Annotated in this window: 16 protein-coding genes; 4 read left to right on the top strand and 12 right to left on the bottom strand. The window is 70.6% G+C overall.

All coding sequences use genetic code 11. The features are described from left to right. The first annotated feature begins 704 nt into the window (after positions 1-704). On the top strand, positions 705-2,177 hold the full coding sequence (locus tag AB0I10_RS22985; RefSeq protein ID WP_363154427.1) for a cytosine permease: 1,473 nt from the start codon (positions 705-707) through the stop codon (positions 2,175-2,177). A 111-nt stretch (positions 2,178-2,288) separates the two neighbouring features. Continuing rightward, positions 2,289-3,275 carry an LLM class flavin-dependent oxidoreductase gene (locus AB0I10_RS22980; protein ID WP_363154426.1) on the top strand — a complete coding sequence of 329 codons (987 nt, stop codon included), beginning with the start codon at positions 2,289-2,291 and terminating at the stop codon, positions 3,273-3,275. Between the two features lie 130 nt (positions 3,276-3,405). On the opposite strand, the gene AB0I10_RS22975 is transcribed toward AB0I10_RS22980, so the two are convergent. The 4 genes from AB0I10_RS22975 to AB0I10_RS22960 all read right to left on the bottom strand — a co-directional run bounded on the left by AB0I10_RS22975 (position 3,406) and on the right by AB0I10_RS22960 (position 10,208). Beyond that, on the bottom strand, positions 3,406-4,824 hold the full coding sequence (locus AB0I10_RS22975) for a sugar porter family MFS transporter (protein WP_363154425.1): 1,419 nt from the start codon (positions 4,822-4,824) through the stop codon (positions 3,406-3,408). 305 nt (positions 4,825-5,129) lie between these two features. Continuing rightward, positions 5,130-9,008, bottom strand: a complete 3,879-nt coding sequence (locus tag AB0I10_RS22970; protein WP_363154431.1) for an AAA family ATPase — start codon at positions 9,006-9,008, stop codon at positions 5,130-5,132. Between the two features lie 334 nt (positions 9,009-9,342). Beyond that, positions 9,343-9,546 (bottom strand): hypothetical protein, encoded by a 204-nt coding sequence (locus AB0I10_RS22965; RefSeq protein ID WP_046925798.1) that lies wholly within the window; start codon positions 9,544-9,546, stop codon positions 9,343-9,345. Between the two features lie 380 nt (positions 9,547-9,926). Next, the gene (locus tag AB0I10_RS22960; RefSeq protein WP_363154423.1) at positions 9,927-10,208 is read right to left on the bottom strand and encodes an acylphosphatase; all 282 of its coding nucleotides are present in this window, start codon (positions 10,206-10,208) and stop codon (positions 9,927-9,929) included. A gap of 315 nt (positions 10,209-10,523) precedes the next feature. On the opposite strand from AB0I10_RS22960, the gene AB0I10_RS22955 reads away from it, so the two are divergent. Then, the gene (locus AB0I10_RS22955) at positions 10,524-11,315 is read left to right on the top strand and encodes a CAP domain-containing protein (protein WP_363154422.1); all 792 of its coding nucleotides are present in this window, start codon (positions 10,524-10,526) and stop codon (positions 11,313-11,315) included. Between the two features lie 118 nt (positions 11,316-11,433). On the opposite strand, the gene AB0I10_RS22950 is transcribed toward AB0I10_RS22955, so the two are convergent. After that, on the bottom strand, positions 11,434-11,658 hold the full coding sequence (locus AB0I10_RS22950; RefSeq protein WP_363154421.1) for a hypothetical protein: 225 nt from the start codon (positions 11,656-11,658) through the stop codon (positions 11,434-11,436). 191 nt (positions 11,659-11,849) lie between these two features. Here AB0I10_RS22950 and AB0I10_RS22945 point away from each other — a divergent pair, with 191 nt between their 5' ends. Beyond that, on the top strand, positions 11,850-12,278 hold the full coding sequence (locus tag AB0I10_RS22945) for a hypothetical protein (protein WP_363154420.1): 429 nt from the start codon (positions 11,850-11,852) through the stop codon (positions 12,276-12,278). 19 nt (positions 12,279-12,297) lie between these two features. Here the strand turns inward: AB0I10_RS22945 and mutM are convergent, their stop codons facing one another. The 7 genes from mutM to rsmD form a co-directional block, all read right to left on the bottom strand. Then, the gene (gene mutM, locus AB0I10_RS22940) at positions 12,298-13,236 is read right to left on the bottom strand and encodes a bifunctional DNA-formamidopyrimidine glycosylase/DNA-(apurinic or apyrimidinic site) lyase (RefSeq protein ID WP_363154419.1); all 939 of its coding nucleotides are present in this window, start codon (positions 13,234-13,236) and stop codon (positions 12,298-12,300) included. A 116-nt stretch (positions 13,237-13,352) separates the two neighbouring features. Further along, complete coding sequence (rnc, locus tag AB0I10_RS22935) at positions 13,353-14,228, bottom strand: ribonuclease III (protein WP_363154418.1); 876 nt, start codon at positions 14,226-14,228, stop codon at positions 13,353-13,355. Between the two features lie 7 nt (positions 14,229-14,235). After that, positions 14,236-14,409, bottom strand: a complete 174-nt coding sequence (gene rpmF / locus AB0I10_RS22930; protein WP_363154417.1) for a 50S ribosomal protein L32 — start codon at positions 14,407-14,409, stop codon at positions 14,236-14,238. A gap of 2 nt (positions 14,410-14,411) precedes the next feature. After that, the gene (locus AB0I10_RS22925; RefSeq protein WP_363154416.1) at positions 14,412-15,011 is read right to left on the bottom strand and encodes a YceD family protein; all 600 of its coding nucleotides are present in this window, start codon (positions 15,009-15,011) and stop codon (positions 14,412-14,414) included. Positions 15,012-15,189: 178 nt separating this feature from the next. Then, a complete protein-coding gene (locus AB0I10_RS22920) occupies positions 15,190-16,347 on the bottom strand; it encodes an ATP synthase F0 subunit B (protein WP_363154414.1) in 1,158 nt (385 codons plus the stop codon). 129 nt (positions 16,348-16,476) lie between these two features. Then, a complete protein-coding gene (gene coaD / locus AB0I10_RS22915; RefSeq protein WP_363154430.1) occupies positions 16,477-16,959 on the bottom strand; it encodes a pantetheine-phosphate adenylyltransferase in 483 nt (160 codons plus the stop codon). A gap of 26 nt (positions 16,960-16,985) precedes the next feature. Next, positions 16,986-17,585, bottom strand: coding sequence for a 16S rRNA (guanine(966)-N(2))-methyltransferase RsmD (gene rsmD / locus AB0I10_RS22910; RefSeq protein WP_363154413.1), 600 nt, complete (start codon positions 17,583-17,585; stop codon positions 16,986-16,988). Positions 17,586-17,597: the final 12 nt, after the last annotated feature.

Raw genomic sequence — 17,597 nt, 5'->3', positions numbered from 1 at the left:
GCGGCGGGCGGTGCCGCTGCGCGGGGCTGTCGGGTGCGGTTCCGGACCTCCGGACTCCGTCCTGCGGTCCGGCCCCTCCCGTTGAGTGTGGGAAAGACCGGCGGGGGTGCACGTAAGCGATCACGCGCGCCCAGTGGACGAGTCAAAAGGGAACCGGACACTCAACGTCCGCCCCCACTCAGCCTTTCCACCCACCCACGGGAGGGGACAGCCCGCAGGACGGAGTCCGGAGGGCTGCCACCGCACCCGACAAAACCACGCCCGCCGCAGGCGCAACGGCGAGCAACCCCCACGGCGGGACAGCCAAAAACGGCGGGAACCAAGACGGCCCAGGCAAAGCGCAGCGGACCCCACCTGACGAGGAGCCGAAGCAGGCCATCAACGAGACGTGGATCTCTCCGCCGGCCGGCGACCCGGAGGAGCTGCTGCGACGGGCCGAGCACCGCGTCGGTCAGCGGCGGCCCGCCCCCTTCCCTGCCTGATCAGAGGGGCGCTGCTGGACTCTCCGACGAGGGCGGGCCACGGTTCTGCCCGTCGGGCGATCCAAGGGGAGGTACGGGCAGAAGTTGGATCAAAGTACGATGGTCCACAGCCACGCAACGCGCGTAGAGTCCTGGCAACCACTGGCCGGGCACCACAGCCGCTGCCTGCACCTCCTCCCCGGAGGTGCCTCCCAGACCCCCGCGCACGGAGACACCTGCACCATGGGCACCACGTCCGCTCCCGAAACCGAAGGCGCCGTCGAGACACGAGGCATCGAGCCCGTGCCCGACAACGAGCGCCAGGGCCGCGTCCGCGAGCTCTTCCCGACCTGGGTCGCCGCCAACATCAGCGTGTTGCTGCTCACCATGGGCGCCTCGCTCGTCGTCAACAACGGACTGAACTTCTGGCAGGTCCTGCTGGTGGCCGCGGTCGCCGCCACCATCGCCTTCGGCATGGTCGGCGTGCTGTCGGTCTCCGGTAAGTGGGGCGGAGCGCCCGGCGCGATGCTCTCCCGGGCCGCCTTCGGCGTCCGCGGCAACTACTTCCCCGGCGCGATCCTGTGGGTCGCCCGCTTCGGCTGGGAGACGATCAACGCGGTCACCGGCGCGTACGCCGTACTGACCGTGCTGAACCTGCTGTTCGGCATCGAGAGCAACAACGTCCTGGTCGTCGTCACGCTGCTCGCCTTCGTGGCCGTCACGTACGTGGTGAGCGGCCTGGGCCGCAAGGCGCTGAACATCTGCAACAAGTACTCGACGTACCTCTTCGGCCTGTTCAGCATCATGGTGCTGGTCTATCTGATCGCCGCGATGGACTGGGAAGCGGTCTTCGCCAAGAAGGCGGGCACCACCGCGATGGTGATCGCGGGCATCGGCACGATCGCGGCCGGCGGTATCAGCTGGGTCCCGACCGGTCCCGACTTCGCGCGCTATCTGCCGCACTCCGCCTCCGGCAAGAAGATCGTCGGTACCACCGTCTCCGGCGCGGCCCTGGTGCTGCTCCCGATGGTGCTGATGGGCGGCGTGATGGCCGTCTCCGACCCGAAGCTGGCCGGCCGCAACACCGACCCGATGTCGTTCCTCGGCAACATCCTGCCGGGCTGGCTCGCGGTGCCGTACCTGATCACCGCGCTGGTCGGAATGGTGCTGATCAACAGCCTGTCGATGTACTCCGCGGGCTTCACCGCCCAGACCATGGGCGTCAAGCTGCCGCGCGCCCTGGCGGTCAGCGTCAACGCCGTGATCAGCCTGGTCGGCGGTCTGTTCATGATGCTGGTGGCCAAGGACTTCATCGGTCAGTTCATCGCGTTCCTGACGCTGCTCGCGGTGTCCTTCTCCGCCTGGATCGGCGTCTACGCCATCGACATGGCGCGGCGGCGCAAGATGGCGGTCCGCTATGACGCCGACAGCCTGATGAACACCGGCCGCACCAGCCGCTACTGGTACGTCGGCGGCTTCTGCTGGCAGGCCATGACGGCCTGGGCGGTGGCGCTCGCCTCGGGCCTCTGCTTCACCAAGGTCCAGTGGTTCGCCGGCCCGCTGTCCACCACCTGGATCGGCCAGAACGGCCTCGGCTGGGCGGCCACGATCCTGATCGCCGCGGTGGTCTTCGCGGCGCTGCCCGCCCCCAGGGAGACCGCCCCGGCGACGGCCGGACCGGCCCACGAGGAGCGGCAGCCGGCCGAGGTCGGCTGAACCCCGCGCCAGGGCCGGCCAGGCGGATCCGTCCGCCGCAGCCCTAGTGATCTGACGTAACGTCAGCTAACGTCCCCTTCGCCACCGTCCTGGCGAAGGGGATGTTCGGTTATGCCCGTCACGGTCCTGCGCATCAACCTCGTCGATCCCTCCCCCGCCCCCGCCGCGCTGTCCGCGCGCTACCGGGCCGCCGTCGAGATGGCGGCCTTCGCCGACGACCGCGGCCTCACCATGATCCAGACCGAGGAGCACCACGCCACCACCAACGGCTGGATGCCCTCCCCGCTCGTCTTCGCGGGCGCCGTCTTCGGCGCCACCCGGCGCATCGGCGTCACCGTCTCCGCGTTGATCACCCCGCTGCACGACCCGCTGCGGCTGGCCGAGGACATCGCCTCGCTCGACCTCCTCAGCGGCGGCCGCCTCGTCACCGTCGCCGGCATCGGCTACCGGCCCGAGGAGTACGCGGCGCACGGCAAGGACTGGAAGCGGCGCGGCGCGCTCCAGGACGAGGTGCTGGAGACGCTGCTGTCCGCCTGGACCGGCGAGCCGTTCGACTACCAGGGACGTACGGTGCGCGTCACCCCGCGCCCGTACACCCGGCCGCATCCGCTGCTGCTGATCGGCGGCAGCTCACGGGCCGCGGCCCGGCGCGCCGCCCGCCTGGGACTCCCCCTCTTCCCCAGCGCCCACCTCCCGGAGCTGGAGGCCTATTACTACGAGCGGCGCGCCGAGTTCGGCACCGAAGGCCGGGTGATACTGCCGCCCGAACGCACCTCTCTGCTGCACATCTCCGAGGACCCGGACCGCACTTGGGCCGTATACGGCTCGCATCTGCTGCACGAGGCCCGTACCTACGCGTCCTGGCAGTCGGCCGACATCCGCTCCGCGGTGCGCTCCACCGCGACGGACACGGAGGCGCTGCGCCGGGAGGGCGTCTACCGCATCGTCACACCGGACGAATGCATACAGATCGCTGAAGAGGCGGGCGCGCAGGGCTCGTTGATCCTGCATCCGCTGTGCGGCGGGATGCCTGTTGACGAGGGCTGGCGCTCGCTGCATCTCTTCGCGGAGCAGGTGCTGCCCGCTCTTCGCACCTGAACCGGCGACGCTCTCGCGGAGGCGGCTGGGCGCCGTGGGCCCGGTCCTGGAGGTTCCGTAACACACCACTGCCCCGGCTCGGGATGAGCCGGGGCAGCAGCCAGTACTGAGGAGAGAGGCTGGCGGGGGGTTAGCCCATCTCCTCCAACGCCTTGCCCTTCGTCTCCTTCACGTACTTCAGCACGAAGGGGATCGAGAGCAGGGCGAAGATCATGTAGATCACGTAGGTGCCCGACAGGTTCCAGTCGGCCAGGCTCGGGAAGCTGGCCGTGATGGCCCAGTTGGCGACCCACTGCGCGGAGGCGGCGACGCCCAGCGCGGCGGCGCGGATCCGGTTCGGGAACATCTCGCCGAGGAAGACCCAGACCACGACGCCCCAGGAGAGGGCGAAGAAGAGCACGAAGACATGTGCGGCGATCAGCGCCACGGTGCCTTCGGTGGCCGGCAGGGTGCCGGCCGCGGTCTTGGCGGAGAAGGCCCAGGCCTCCAGGCCGAGGGAGGCGGCCATACCGATCGAGCCGACCAGCGCCAGCGGGCGGCGGCCGATCCGGTCGACGAGGAGCATCGCGATCACGGTGCCGATGATGTTGATGATCGACGTGGTGAAGCTGTAGAAGAACGAGCTGCTCGGGTCGATGCCGACGGACTGCCACAGCGTCGAGGAGTAGTAGAACGCAACGTTGATGCCGACCAGCTGCTGGAAGACGGAGAGCCCGATACCGACCCACACGATCGGCAGGAAGCCCATCTTGCTGCCGAGCAGGTCCTTGAACGTCGACTTGTGCTCGCTGCGCATCGCCTCCTCGATCTCCGACACGCGGGTGTCGAGGTCGACGGTGTGGCCCTCGACCTCGGCCAGCACCTCCTTGGCGCGGGAGACCTTGCCGACGGAGATCAGGTAGCGCGGCGACTCGGGGATCGCGAAGGACAGCAGACCGTAGAGGACCGCCGGGACGACCATCACGCCGAGCATCCACTGCCAGGCCTCCAGGCCGGCGACGGTGCCGCGCTGGTCGCCGCCGGCGAGGTTGAGGATGCCCCAGTTGACGAGCTGGGAGACGGCGATACCGACGACGATCGCGGCCTGCTGGAACGCGCCGAGCCGACCGCGGTAGGCCGGCGGCGAGACCTCGGCGATGTAGGCCGGGCCGATGACCGAGGCCATACCGATCGCGAAGCCGCCGATGACCCGCCAGAAGGCGAGGTCCCACAGGGCGAACGGCACGGCGGAACCGACGGCGCTGATGGTGAACAGCACCGCGGCGATCTGCATCACGCGGATCCGGCCGATGCGGTCCGCGATCCGGCCGGCGGTCGCGGCACCGACGGCGCAGCCGATCAGCGCGACGGCGATCACCTGGGCCAGGACGGCGGATCCGACGTCGTAACGGCCGCGGATCGCCTCGACGGCGCCGTTGATCACGGAACTGTCGTAGCCGAAGAGGAAGCCGCCCATCGCGGCAGCCGCGGTGATGAAGATGACATGGCCGAGGTGGTCCGGGTGGGCCTTACGGCCTTCCGGAACCGTCGGCGGCGCGGTGCTGGTCAACGTGAACTCCAGTGGCCCGGCTGCGCTGCCGGGCGTCGGGGGCTGGCCCTTCCAGTGGCGCATAGGTTGGAGGTACCCACCACTTGAAGGTAAAAGCAACGTTGCAGAGACTATGCCTTCAAGTTTCGAAGTCAATAGGACGTGATGAATTCGTTTCCCGGCGACCTCGGGCGCACTTCGTTCAAGTTGTGAAGAGAGTAGTGCGGAACAGGGGCGAGCCGGCACAAGGTCCGTACGGCATCGGAACGGGATGTACAGGGATGTACGGGGATGTACGAGCACCGCGGTGGTACGTACGGGCCCGTTCAGTGCAGGCGCTGGCTGATGACCTTCGACACGCCGTCCCCCTGCATCGACACCCCGTAGAGCGCGTCCGCGACCTCCATCGTCCGCTTCTGGTGGGTGATCACGATCAGCTGGGAGCTCTCCTGGAGCTCCTCCATGATCCGGATCAGCCGCTGCAGATTGGTGTCGTCCAGCGCCGCCTCGACCTCGTCCATCACATAGAACGGGCTGGGCCGCGCCTTGAAGATCGACACCAGCAGCGCGACGGCGGTCAGCGACCGCTCGCCACCCGACAGCAGCGACAGCCGCTTGACCTTCTTGCCCGGCGGGCGCGCCTCCACCTCCACGCCGGTGGCCAGCATGTCGTCCGGATTGGTCAGGATCAGCCGCCCCTCGCCCCCGGGGAACAGCCGCGAGAAGACGCCCTCGAACTCCCGGGCGGTGTCGTGGTACGCCTCGGTGAAGACCTGCTCCACCCGCTCGTCGACCTCCTTGATCACCTGAAGCAGGTCGGCCCGGGTCTTCTTGAGGTCCTCAAGCTGTTCGCTGAGGAACTTGTGGCGCTCCTCCAGCGCCGCGAATTCCTCCAGCGCGAGCGGGTTCACCTTGCCCAGCTGCTGGTACGCCCGCTCGGCGGCCCGCAGCCGTTTCTCCTGATCGGCCCGTACATAGGCCACCGGCTGGTTGCGCGGGTGGTCCGGGTCGTCGGGCAGCTGCTCACCCTCGGCCGGCGGCGACGGCGGCACGGGCTGATCGGGCCCGTACTCCGCGATCAGCCCGGCCGGCTCCACCCCCAGCTCCTCCAGCGCCTTGGTCTCCAGCTGCTCGATCCGCAGCCGCTTCTCCGCACCCAGCACCTCGCCCCGGTGCACCGAGTCCGTCAGCTTGTCCAGCTCGGCCTTCAGCTCCCGGCCCTGGCCGCGCTCGGCGACCAGCGCCGCTTCCCGCTCGGCCTTGGCCCGCTCGGCGGCGCCGCGCTCCTCCTCGGCCCGTACGACCGACACCTCGACATGCGCCAGCAGCTGGCGGGCGCCGGAGGCCACCGCCCCGGCCACCTCCGCTTCGTGGCGCAGCCGGGCGCGCCGCCGCTCGGCCCGCGCCCGAGCCTCCCGCTCGGCGCGCGCCCCCCGGTCCAGCGAATCCGCCCGCCCGGCGAGCGCCTTCACCCGCTCCTCGTGCGTGCGCGCCTGGAGCCGGGCCTCCATCTCCGTCTGCCGTGCGTTGGCTCCGTCGGCGGCCAGCCGGTCCCGTACGGACGTATCGGGCTCCTCGTCGCCGACGCCCGGGTCCTCCTCGGCCACCGCGAGCCGTTCGGCCAGCTCCTCGGCCTCCTCTGAGGCACGCAGCAGCGCCTCCTCGGCCTTGGCGGCCGCCGCACCGGAACGTTCCGCCTCGCCCGCCGCCGCCCGCGCCTGCCCGCCGAGCCGCCCCAGGTCCCCGGCGACCTTGGACTTCTCCCGGTCGGCCGCGCGCCGCCGCTCGCCCAACTCCTCGACCAGCGCGGCACACTCCGTACGCCGCTCCGCCGCGGCCCGCTGCGCCTCGGCCAGCTCCTCGCAGCGCCCCGCCAGCTCCTCCAGCTCCGCGGCCGCCTCGTCGACGGACGCCTGCACCTCCAGCAGACTCGGCGCACCAGCCGACCCACCGTGCGCGAAGTGCGCCCCAAGCAGATCGCCCTCACCGGTCACGGCCATCAGCTCCGGCCGCGCGGCCACCAGGTCCTCGGCGTCCTCCAGCGTCCCGACCACGACCACATCCCGCAGCAGCCGGGCCACCGCGGCCATCAACTCCTTCGGCCCGCGCACCAGTTCAGCGGCCCGCAGGGGCGCGGAACGGGGACCGGGCACACGGTGCGCGGACGGCGAGGGGACACCGGCGCCGTCGTCACCCGACGCATGGGCGCGCGCGTCAGCCGCGTCGGCGTCCTGGCGCGCGCCGTCCCCCCTCGGCGACTGCGCTCCGATCACCGGCCGCTCCGGACCCGCCCCGGCCCGCGCCGCCACCTCGGATTCCCCGGCCGGGCCCGGCACCCGGGGCACCTGCTCCGCGCCGACGGAACCCGTGGGGCCGCCGACGTGCCCCACCGGCTCACTCAGTTCCCCCTGCTCACCGTCCACGGCAGCCCCGACGACCCCTACCAGCCCAGCCGCCTCAGGAACCGCAACGGCGCCGGCGGTCGGCACCGCCCCCAGCACCATCGCCGCCCGCCCGCCGTCCTGCTTCCGCAGCAGGCGGATGGCGTCGGCGGCGGTGGCCGGGTCGGTGACCGCGATGGCGTCCGCGGCCGCGCCGAGCGCCGCCGCGACGGGGATCTCGAAGCCGGGCGTGACGGTCAGCAGCTCCGCCGCCGGGCCGAGCAGGCCGGTGAGCTGGTCCGCGGCGGCCAGCAGCGCTCCGGAGCCGTCCTTACGGCGCAGCCCGAGCGCCAGCGCGTCGTGGCGGGCGGAGATCGCGGCGCGCTTGCGCTCCGCCGCGGTCAGCGCCTCGCGCGCGGCGGTCAGCGCGGCCTCTGCCTCCGCCAGCTCCCGCCGGGCCGCGTCGTGCCGGCCGGTGAGCTCCTCGTCGTCCGCGTCCAGCCCGTCGACCTCGGCCTTGAGCTGCTCATACGCCTCCTGGGCCGCGGCCGCCCGCTGCCGGGCGCCGTCCCGGGCCTCGGCGAGCCGGCCGATCTCCGCCTGTGCCGAGGCGGCCCGGCCGCGGGCCGCGGTGACCTGCCCGTTCAGCCGGGCCAGCCCCTCACGCCGGTCGGCGATGGCGCGGGCCACGTCCCGCAGCCGCCGCTCCTCCTCCGCCAACTGCCGCTCCAGTCCGGCCCGGTGCTCGACGGTGTCCTCCAGCGCCCGGCTCGCCGCCTCCAAGGCGGCCGCCAACTCCGCCTCCTGCTCCCGGATCCGGGCCGCCTCGCGCTCCATGTCCTCGGGGTCGCGCCCCTGCCGCTCGTCCGGCGGGGCCGCCGAGGCGCTCTTGACGCGCGCCTCGGCCAGCGAGATCGTGCCGCGCACCCGCTCCGCGAGCTGCGACAGCTCGTACCAGGTCTGCTGGGCACGCTGCACCCGCGGCGTCAGCGTGCGGACCTCCTCCTCCAGCACCGCCTCGCGCTGCTGGGCGGCGCGCAGCTGCGCCTCCGCGGTCTCCTTGCGTTCCTTGAGCGCCGCCTCGTCCGCGATCTCGGCGCGCAGCGCCTCCCGCAGGGTGACGAGATCGTCGGCGAGCAGCCGCAGCCGGGCATCGCGCAGATCCGCCTGGATGACGGCGGCCCGCCGGGCGACCGCGGCCTGCCGCCCCAGCGGCTTCAGCTGCCGGCGCAGCTCGTCGGTCAGATCCTGCACGCGGGCGAGATTGGCCTGCATCGCGTCCAGCTTCCGCAGCGCCTTCTCCTTGCGCTTGCGGTGTTTGAGGACGCCGGCCGCCTCCTCGATGAACGCCCGGCGTCCCATCGGATCGGCGTGCAGTACGGAGTCGAGCTGCCCCTGCCCGACGATGACATGCATCTCGCGCCCGATACCGGAGTCGGAAAGCAATTCCTGGATATCCAGCAGGCGGCACGTATCGCCATTGATCTGGTATTCACTGCCGCCATTACGGAACATGATCCGGGTAATGGTGACTTCGGCGTACGAGATGGGCAGTGCGCCGTCGGAGTTGTCGATGGTGAGGGAGACCTCGGCCCGGCCCAGCGGCAGCCGGCCGGTCGTCCCGGCGAAGATGACGTCCTCCATCTTGCCGCCGCGCAGCGACTTGGCCCCCTGCTCGCCCATGACCCAGGACAACGCGTCCACGACATTCGACTTGCCGGAACCGTTGGGGCCCACGACGCAGGTGATACCGGGCTCGAAGCGGAGCGTCGTGGCGGAGGCGAAGGACTTGAAGCCTCGCAGGGTCAGACTCTTGAGGTGCACGCCGTCGGACTCTACCGGCCACTGGTCGGCGGGCGGCTCCAACATTCCGCCGCCCGTTCCCGGCCCGTACGGGGGCCGGGTATGCCGCGCCGTTCATTTTCGGTTTCACCGGGGAAGGGGCAGGGCACATCAAGCGGTAAGGGAGGCGCCTGCTCCGCAGAGGCCGCGCGGAAATTCGAGCAGGAATCGCGACGGCGGGGAGAGACCGGAAAGCGACGGGACCGGGAAACGACGAAGGGACGCCGAAGCGTCCCTTGCAGATCTTGACGAGAGCTGCAGATCTTGAGGGCGGTGCCTCAAGCGGCTGGCGAGCAGCCCGACCGGCCCCTGGGGGTCAGGTGAGCGCAGGCTCCGCCTGGGGTACGTCGATGTCGAGCATCGAGTCGTCGTGACGTGCGGCAGCGGACAGCATGTCGTTTTCGGCCTGCATCCGGATAAGCTCGGATTCAAGGTCTTGGACGCGCTGCTGAAGCCGTCGCATCTCGGAGAGGACTCGGGGGTCGGAGCCGCCGACGTAACCGAGAAGCGCCTTTGCCATGATGGATGGTCCTCCACACTGAGTGACCGACCGAAGCGGTGTGGGTCGTGAGGGATTCGCACCCGCGGTGCTTGTCATTACTGGTGTCTTCAATGCCAAACAGCTAAGGTGCGCGGGGATTCCAGAGTCTCACCAAACGGTTTGAGGGTCAACACGATCACACCCCGTATCCTTGGGCGCCTGGGAGCGCGCGGCCGCGAGGGCGCTGCGCCGACTCCCCAGAAAGGTCCCGCGGGGCGTGGAGATCATCCGTACAGCGGCAGCCTTGCACGGGTCGGCCGAGTTGGCAACCACCAGGGCTTATCTCCTGTAAGCAGGTGACAAAGGCATACCCCCGAGATCGTTTTTGACGGCCGTACGGCCGGTTTCGCGGGGCCTTCTCACCGGATCTCGAAGCCGTCATATCCCCCGCGCGGGGTGTCCCAGATCTCAGTTACTCCATCGACCCGGCCGGGCGTGTCTCCCGTACGCAGCCATTCCAGCAGCTGCTCGCAGCGGTCCTTCGGTCCCTCGGCGACCACTTGGACGCGGCCGTCGCCGAGATTGACCGCGAATCCGGCGAGTTCACCGATACGCAGGGCATTGGCGCGGGTGAACCAGCGGAATCCGACGCCTTGGACCCGACCGCGCACCCACGCGGTCACTCGGACATCTTCGTTCATGTGTGCACGCTAACCGGCCAATTGCCCGGCAGACACCTCGGCCCCGCACGCCATGGCGTACAGTCCCCCGACATCGAGACTCACTCTTTCGGGTGAATTAGGTTGACGCCAGAAGGCTATGCGGCGGTAGCCGCTCCAGTGGAGCCGGTGCTTGCACCGGGGGAAGGAAGACAGCGGATGGGCCGCCATCGACGCTCTGCTCCCCAAGCACCCGCACCCTTGGGGGCTCCGCCTGTTGACGCGGCACCGCCGGACTCGTCCGTCGCACATGCCCCGGCTCGGCACGGCACCCATCGCGCGGCGCGCGGCCGCCGGATGGCGCCGGTCCGTACCGGACTGCTCGGCGCCTCCGCAGCCGTGGCGATGGGCGCGGTCGCGGTCGCGTCCGGACTGATCCCGGGCAACGGCCAGTTCGAGGTGGGCGGGAACGGCGACCGCAGCGACCGGCTGCGTGCCAATGCGCTGCCGGACGCGTCGCCGCAGGGCGGCGAGTCGACGACGCCGGTGGACCGCGGCGCCGAGACGGCGAGCCGCGGCGCCGCACGGCCGAAGGCCCCAGACACCGACCGCCCCTCCTCCGCCGCGGCCCCCTCGACCTCGCCCTCCCCGCACCGGCCGACCAATTCCCCCACCGAAAAGTCCGGTTCGCCCACGCCGACGAAGAGCAGCGGCCGGACAGCCGCCGCGACGCCGAAGCCCTCGGCGACCCCGTCGAAGACCCCGGACGCCGGGTCGTCCGCCGAGTCCCAGGTGCTGTCCCTCGTCAACCAGGAGCGCGCCCAGGCCGGCTGCTCCCCGGTGACCGCGGACAAGGAACTGGCCGAGCTGGCACAGCGGTTCAGCGACGACATGGCCGCGCGTGACTTCTTCGACCACACCGACCCGGACGGCGACACGCCCTGGGACCGCGCCCGCGAGATGGGCATCACCGACCTGGGCGGCGAGAACATCGCCCGCGGCCAGGCCAACGCCCAGTCCGTGATGGATTCCTGGATGAACAGCCCCGGCCACCGCGCCAACATCCTCAACTGCGACTACAAGACCCTCGGCGTCGGCGTCCACTTCGGCCCGGGCGGCCCGTGGTGGACTCAGGACTTCGGCTTCTGAACCGGGTACCTTCACCACGGCCGGCTGCCTCAGCCGACCGGCCGGAGCGTCCCCTCAAACGGCCGTCCCGGCGGGTAAGAGCGCAGGCGTCAGCTTGGTCATCCCGTGCTTCCGCATCTCAGGGCTGCGGCAGGTCGACCGGCCAGCCGCGCTTCGCGGAGAGCCGGGAGACTCTGCCGGCCAGGTCTTCGGGTACGGCCACGCCCATCCGGCGAGCAGCGGCGAGGCGATGCCTGACGATCCCGAGGATCCAGTCCAGCTGTTCGTCGCTGCGCGACCCGAAGTCCTGAAGCGTCTCCTCCATGAGCTGCTGCCGGTCGATTCTCTCGGCGTCCTCTGTCATGAGCGCTGAACTTACCCGGCGCCGTCCGCCCCGGTACATCCGCGGAGTGCAGGAGTTATCCGACTGCTACGTTCGGGCACCCGCAGCGCCTCGTGGCGGGCCGCGCAGATTGGCCCGGCGACGCCGTAATTACCTGGGGGCACGCCGCTCACCCTGCTACCTTCCCACCATGATTCCGTACCGAAAGGGCCGTGCCGCGTAGGCGCCCCGCCGCCGTGCGCGGTGACATTCCCTTGCGTATCAGCAGTTGGCAGCGGCGGCGATGGCCCGTGATCGACGGCCTCTCCGGCGCCTGTGTGGCGGATATCCGCAGGCTGGAGCGCGCCCGGCCGGAGCCGGGAGCGACGGCTGAAGCCTTCTGGCACTGGTCGGCCCTCGCGCGCAGCCCGCTCGCAGACTTCGCCAACCGCGAGGGAGGCGGCTGCTGCGGGACCCCCGCCTGCTGCTGCGACCCCGGCTATTTCCGGGATGTCCTCGAAACCGTCCTGCGCCGGCTGCCCAAGAAGTCGGCCCGCGAGCTGCGCGTCCGTGTGCGAGCCCTGGACGAGCGGATCCTGGCCAAGGCCTACGGGGTGCGCGCCGACTCCCGGGACTCCGTCTGGTGGCCCGGCCTGTTCTAGGACCGCCCGGCCACCGGGCTCAGCCGGTCCGGGCCGGCCGTGGCGGGCGCTGGCAGCGCGGGCAGAAGTAGCTGGAGCGGTTCATCCAGGGGCGGCGCCGGATCGGGGTGCCGCAGCGGCGGCAGGGCTCGTCCTCCCGCCCGTAGGCGTCCAAGGAGCGCTCGAAGTAGCCGGATTCGCCGTTGACGTTGACGTAGAGGCTGTCGAAGCTGGTGCCGCCGACGGCCAGCGCGGCGTTCATCACGTCCCGCACGTGGCCGAGCAGCTCGGCGGTGCGAGGCCGGGTGAAAGCGGCGGTCGGCCGGTCGTAATGGAGCTTGCTGCGCCACAGCGCCTCGTCGGCGTAGATGTTGCCGACGCCGCTGATCAGCGACTGGTCGAGCAGCGCCCGCTTGATGGTGGTCCGGCGGCGGCGCAGCGCGTCGTGGAAGGCGGCGTCGTCGAAGGCCGGGTCGAGCGGGTCGCGGGCGATGTGCGCGATCACGTCCGGCAGCTGGTCGGCGTCGCCGGGGACGGTGTCGTGCACGGAGAGACCGCCGAAGGTGCGCTGGTCGACGAAGCGGAGCTCGGTGTCGAGCGCGTCGGCGAACCGGATCCGGATCCGCAGATGCTTCTCGTCGGGGGCGTCCTGCGGCTGGACCAGCAGCTGGCCGCTCATGCCGAGGTGGGCGAGGATCGCCAGGCCGTGGGTGACGGAGGGCGTGATCACCGGCGGGATGCCCTCCGCGGCGGTCTGCGCGGCCGGGCCGCCGCCGGTCACCGGGAGCCAGAGGTATTTGCCGCGGCGGCGGGCCGTGCCCATCCGCAGTCCCTTGAGCCGGGCCGCGAAATCGGCGGCGCCGGCGGCGTGCCGGCGGATCGCACGCGGGTGCAGCACCTCGACCGTGTCGACGGTGCGGCCGCTGACCCACCGCGTGAGGCCGCGGCGTACGACCTCGACCTCGGGCAGCTCGGGCACGACGGCTCCTCGGAACGTAGAGAACGGGGGAACCGGCCCCGGACTCGGGACCGGAAAGGCTTCTGACCCTGTCCGGACGGCCGCGGGGCCGTCCGGACAGGGTCAGAAGGGGTGATTCAGTGTGCCGACGACGTGGTGTCGCCGGAAGCCGGAGCCGAGTCCTCGGTCGCCGGCGACACGGTGTCGCCGGAAGCCGCCTCCTTGGCCTTGGCCGCCTCGTCCGCCGCGGCGCGAATCGCACGCCACGCGGACTCCGCCGCCTGCTGCTCGGCTTCCTTCTTGCTGCGGCCGGTGCCGGTGCCGTACGAGACACCACCGACGCGGGCAGCAGCAGTAAAGGTCTTCTCGTGGTCGGGGCCGGTCTCGCTGACCAGGTACTCCGGGACTCCGAGACCTTCGGTCGCGGTGAGCTCCTGGAGGCTCGTCTTCCAGTCCAGGCCCGCGCCCAGGCTGGAGGACTTCTCGATGAGCGGGTCGAAGAGCCGGTGTACCAGCTCGCCGGCCGCGTCGAGGCCCTGGTCGAGATAGACCGCGCCGATCACCGCTTCAAGGGTGTCGGCGAGGATCGATGCCTTGTCCCGGCCGCCCGTGCCCTCTTCGCCCCTGCCGAGGCGGATGAAGGCGCCGAGGTCGAGGCCGCGGCCCACCTCGGCAAGCGCACGCGAGTTGACCACCGCGGCCCGCAGTTTGGCCAGCTGGCCTTCCGGCAGGTCGGGGTGGACGCGGTACAGCGTGTCCGTGACCACCAGGCCGAGCACCGAATCCCCGAGGAATTCGAGCCGCTCGTTGGTGGGCAGGCCGCCGTTCTCGTATGCGTACGAGCGATGCGTCAGCGCACGCACCAGAAGGGCGGACTCGAGTTTGTACCCGAGCCGCCCTTCCAGAAGCGTGTGGGACGAGGCTGTGTCCGCCGGAGTCGGTTCATCCGCGCGCTTGCGCGAAGAAGAATTGGCGTCTTCCGCCTTCTTAGGGCTAGACACGGTGCCTGTCACCAGCCGCTCAGACCTCGAGGACCTGGCGCTTGTTGTAGGTGCCGCAAGCGGAGCACGCGATGTGCTGCTGCTTCGGCTCGTGGCAGCGCTCGCACGCCACCAGGGTGGGGACCGCAGCCTTCCACTGCGACCGGCGGTGGCGCGTGTTGCTGCGCGACATCTTCCGCTTCGGAACAGCCACGGCTACTTCTCCTGCTTCTCGTCGACGCCCACTTCGGCGCCGCCCATGTTGTCCTTCTCGCCGTCCTGGTTGGTCCCGGCGAGTCCCTGCAGTGCCGCCCAACGGATGTCGACGGCGTCGTGGTGGTGGTCCGGGTCGTCCGCGAGCCGCACTCCGCAATCGGAGCACAGACCCGGGCAGTCGTCCTGGCACACCGGCTGCAGCGGCAGTGCAAGCACCACCGTGTCCCGCAGCACGGGTTCGAGGTCGAACAGATCGTCCTCGATGAAGAGGGTGTCCTCCTCATCCTCGGCGTCGTCGTCGGATTCCGCGGGGCGGGTCCGGGCGTCGGCGTCGGGGTAGGCGAACAGCTCCTGGAAGTCCGCGTCGAGCTCTCGCTCCAGCGGCTCCAGACACCTTACGCACTCCCCCTTCACGGTTGCACGGGCGGTGCCTGTGACAAGCACCCCGTCCATGACCGATTCCAGGCGGAGGGTGAGCTCGATCGACGTGCCCTCGGGCACTGCGATGACCTCGTTGCCGAGATCCCGGGGGGCCTCGGCAGCGCGGGAGAGCCGCTTGAGCGCACCGGGACGACGACCCAGCTCGCGTGTATCGAACACGAGCGGGGAACGGTGGTCGAGGCGGGCGTTGATGGCTTCCTGCTTTCTGTACTGCTGGTTTGCGAGCTGCCCGGCACCGGGAGGTGAGTGGGCAGCAGAGATCGCGGACGTGCACACGACCGAACAGTCAGGATACTGGAAGGGTCCCGATAGGCCCAATCCGCTCCCGGCGGCCTGCTTACTGGCGGCCCTCTTCGTACTGCCGGAGCTGGTCCAGGTTGATCATGCTGGTGTCGAAGAGGCTGGTCTCGTCGAGCGCGCCGGGCTGGGCACCGTGGCCTTGTGGAGCCTGCTGGGGCTGCTGGGGTGCCTGGGCAGGCTGCTGCGGGAGATAGCCGGCGTTGGGGTCGTAGCCCTGCTGCTGGGGCTGCTGCTGCCAGCCGTAGCCGTACGGATCCTGCTGCTGGAGATACGGGTCCTGCTGCGCCTGCTGGGGCTGCTGATAGCCGTAGACGTCCTGCTGCTGGTAGGCGGCCGGGTCCTGGTAGTAGACCTGCTGGGCCTGGAGCTGGGTCTGAGGCTGAAGCTGCTGGTCGTCCTGGTACTGCTGGTGCTCCTGGGGCTGGGGCTGCACCTGGGGCATCTGGGGCGCCTGCGAGTCCTGGTCAGTGCCGATGCCCGCAAGCCCGGCCAGATATTCGGCGTCGGCCTGCGGCTGCCCGGACTGGGGGTCGCCCTGCGCCGCCAGGTGGGCACCGAGCTCGTCGACCGCCCGCGCGCCCTGGAGCTTGTCGCGACCCCGGCCGACCGCTTCGAGCGTCTTGGTCAACACGGCCTGGAAGGCGCCGAACTTGGCGTCCACATACCCGTCGGCGCGCTGCTTGAGGGTCTCCGGGTCGGCGCTGCGCTCCGGGGCCTCGGCGTCCACGTGGCCATGCTCGTCGAGTCCGGGCCCCTGGCCGAGCAGCTTCTCGCGGCCGCGGTCGACGGATCCGATGGTCTTGGTGAGGACGACCTCGAAGTTGGCGAGCTTGCTGTCCACGTAGTCGTCCGCCTCGGCGCGGATCTCCTCCGCCTCCCGGCGGGCCTCCGCGAGGATCCGGTCCGCCTCGTCCTGGGACTGCCGGGCGACCTCGGTGTCGGAGATCAGCGAACCGCGATGGGCGTGCGCGGACTCGATGATCCGCTCCGCCTCGGCACGGGCCTCCTCGACCATCTGCTGCCGCCCGCCGAGCAGCTCCTGCGCCTGCGCGAGGGAGCCGGGCAGCGCCGCGCGCACCTCTTCCAGCATGGCCAGCAGCTCGGCGCGGTTGACCACACAGGAGGCCGACATGGGCATGGACCGGGCGCTGCCGACGGTCTCGACGATGTCGTCGAGCTTCTTCTGCACGTCCACCTTGGACTCGCCACTCTCTGAAGGGAAGGAACGACGGAACGGGACGACTGTACGGCCACGGGCCCCCGGCCCGACACCTGCCTGACGCCCCGTCAGTCCGGCATCGGGATCAGCGCCTCACGCGCCGTGTCACTGCGTCTTCTTGAGGCGCTCGGTCAGGGCTTCGAGGACGAACGACGGGACCAGATGGGCGACATCGCCGCCCCAGGCCGCGACCTCCTTGACGAGGCTGGAGGACAGGAAGCTGTAGGTGGGGTTGGTGGGGACGAAGAGGGTCTCCACTCCGGACAGCCCGTTGTTCATCTGGGCCATCTGCAGCTCGTAGTCGAAGTCGCTGACGGCACGCAGTCCCTTGACGATCGCGGGGATGTCGCGCTGCTTGCAGAAGTCGACGAGCAGGCCGTGGAAGGACTCGACCTCCACGTTGCCGTACTCGGCGGTGGCCCGGCGGATCAGGTCGATCCGCTCGTCGACCGTGAACAGCCCCTGCTTGGACTGGTTGATCATCACGGCGACATGGACCACGTCGTACAGCTTGGAGGCACGGGCGATGATGTCCAGGTGCCCATTGGTGATGGGGTCGAACGACCCCGGACAGACGGCGCGGCGCAACTTCGGTTCCTCGCTCTCCGATCCGGTCATGACACGCTTGCTGACGTCGATTCGGCGGACGTCGAAGCGGCGCGACCGTACCAAAGCGTCCCCTCGCCGTAGCGACGGGCCTTGATCGCTTCGAAACCGTCCGGCCATGGGAACGTGCCGCCTCTGGTGCTGCGCTCCACGGTGACGAGTGCCTCGTCCGCTAGCCACCCCTGACCACGGAGTGTGAGCAGGATCTCGCGGAGATCCGGGTCGGTCATGTCGTACGGCGGGTCCAGGAACACGATGTCGTACGGGTCGCCCGGGACCGGGCTCGCGGCGGTCTGCTCGGCCTTGCCGACCCGCACCTCGGCGCCGGGCAGGCCCACCGCGCGGACGTTCTCGCGGATGGTGCGGGCGGCGCGGGCGTCGGCCTCGACGAGCAGGACATGCGCGGCGCCCCGGGAGAGCGCCTCCAGGCCGACGGCACCGGAGCCGCCGTACAGGTCGAGCACCCGGGCGCCGGCCAGCGTGCCTTCGAGCGATTCCCAGGTGGAGAACAGGCCCTCACGGGCCCGGTCGGAGGTCGGGCGGGTGCCGTTTCCCGGTGGTACGGCCAGGCGGCGGCCGCCGGCCGTACCGGCGATCACGCGGGTCATGGGCCCGTCCTT

This window comes from Streptomyces sp. NPDC050636 (assembly GCF_040654775.1).
Lineage (GTDB): Bacteria > Actinomycetota > Actinomycetes > Streptomycetales > Streptomycetaceae > Streptomyces.
This window is presented reverse-complemented; position numbering and strand designations above follow the sequence as displayed.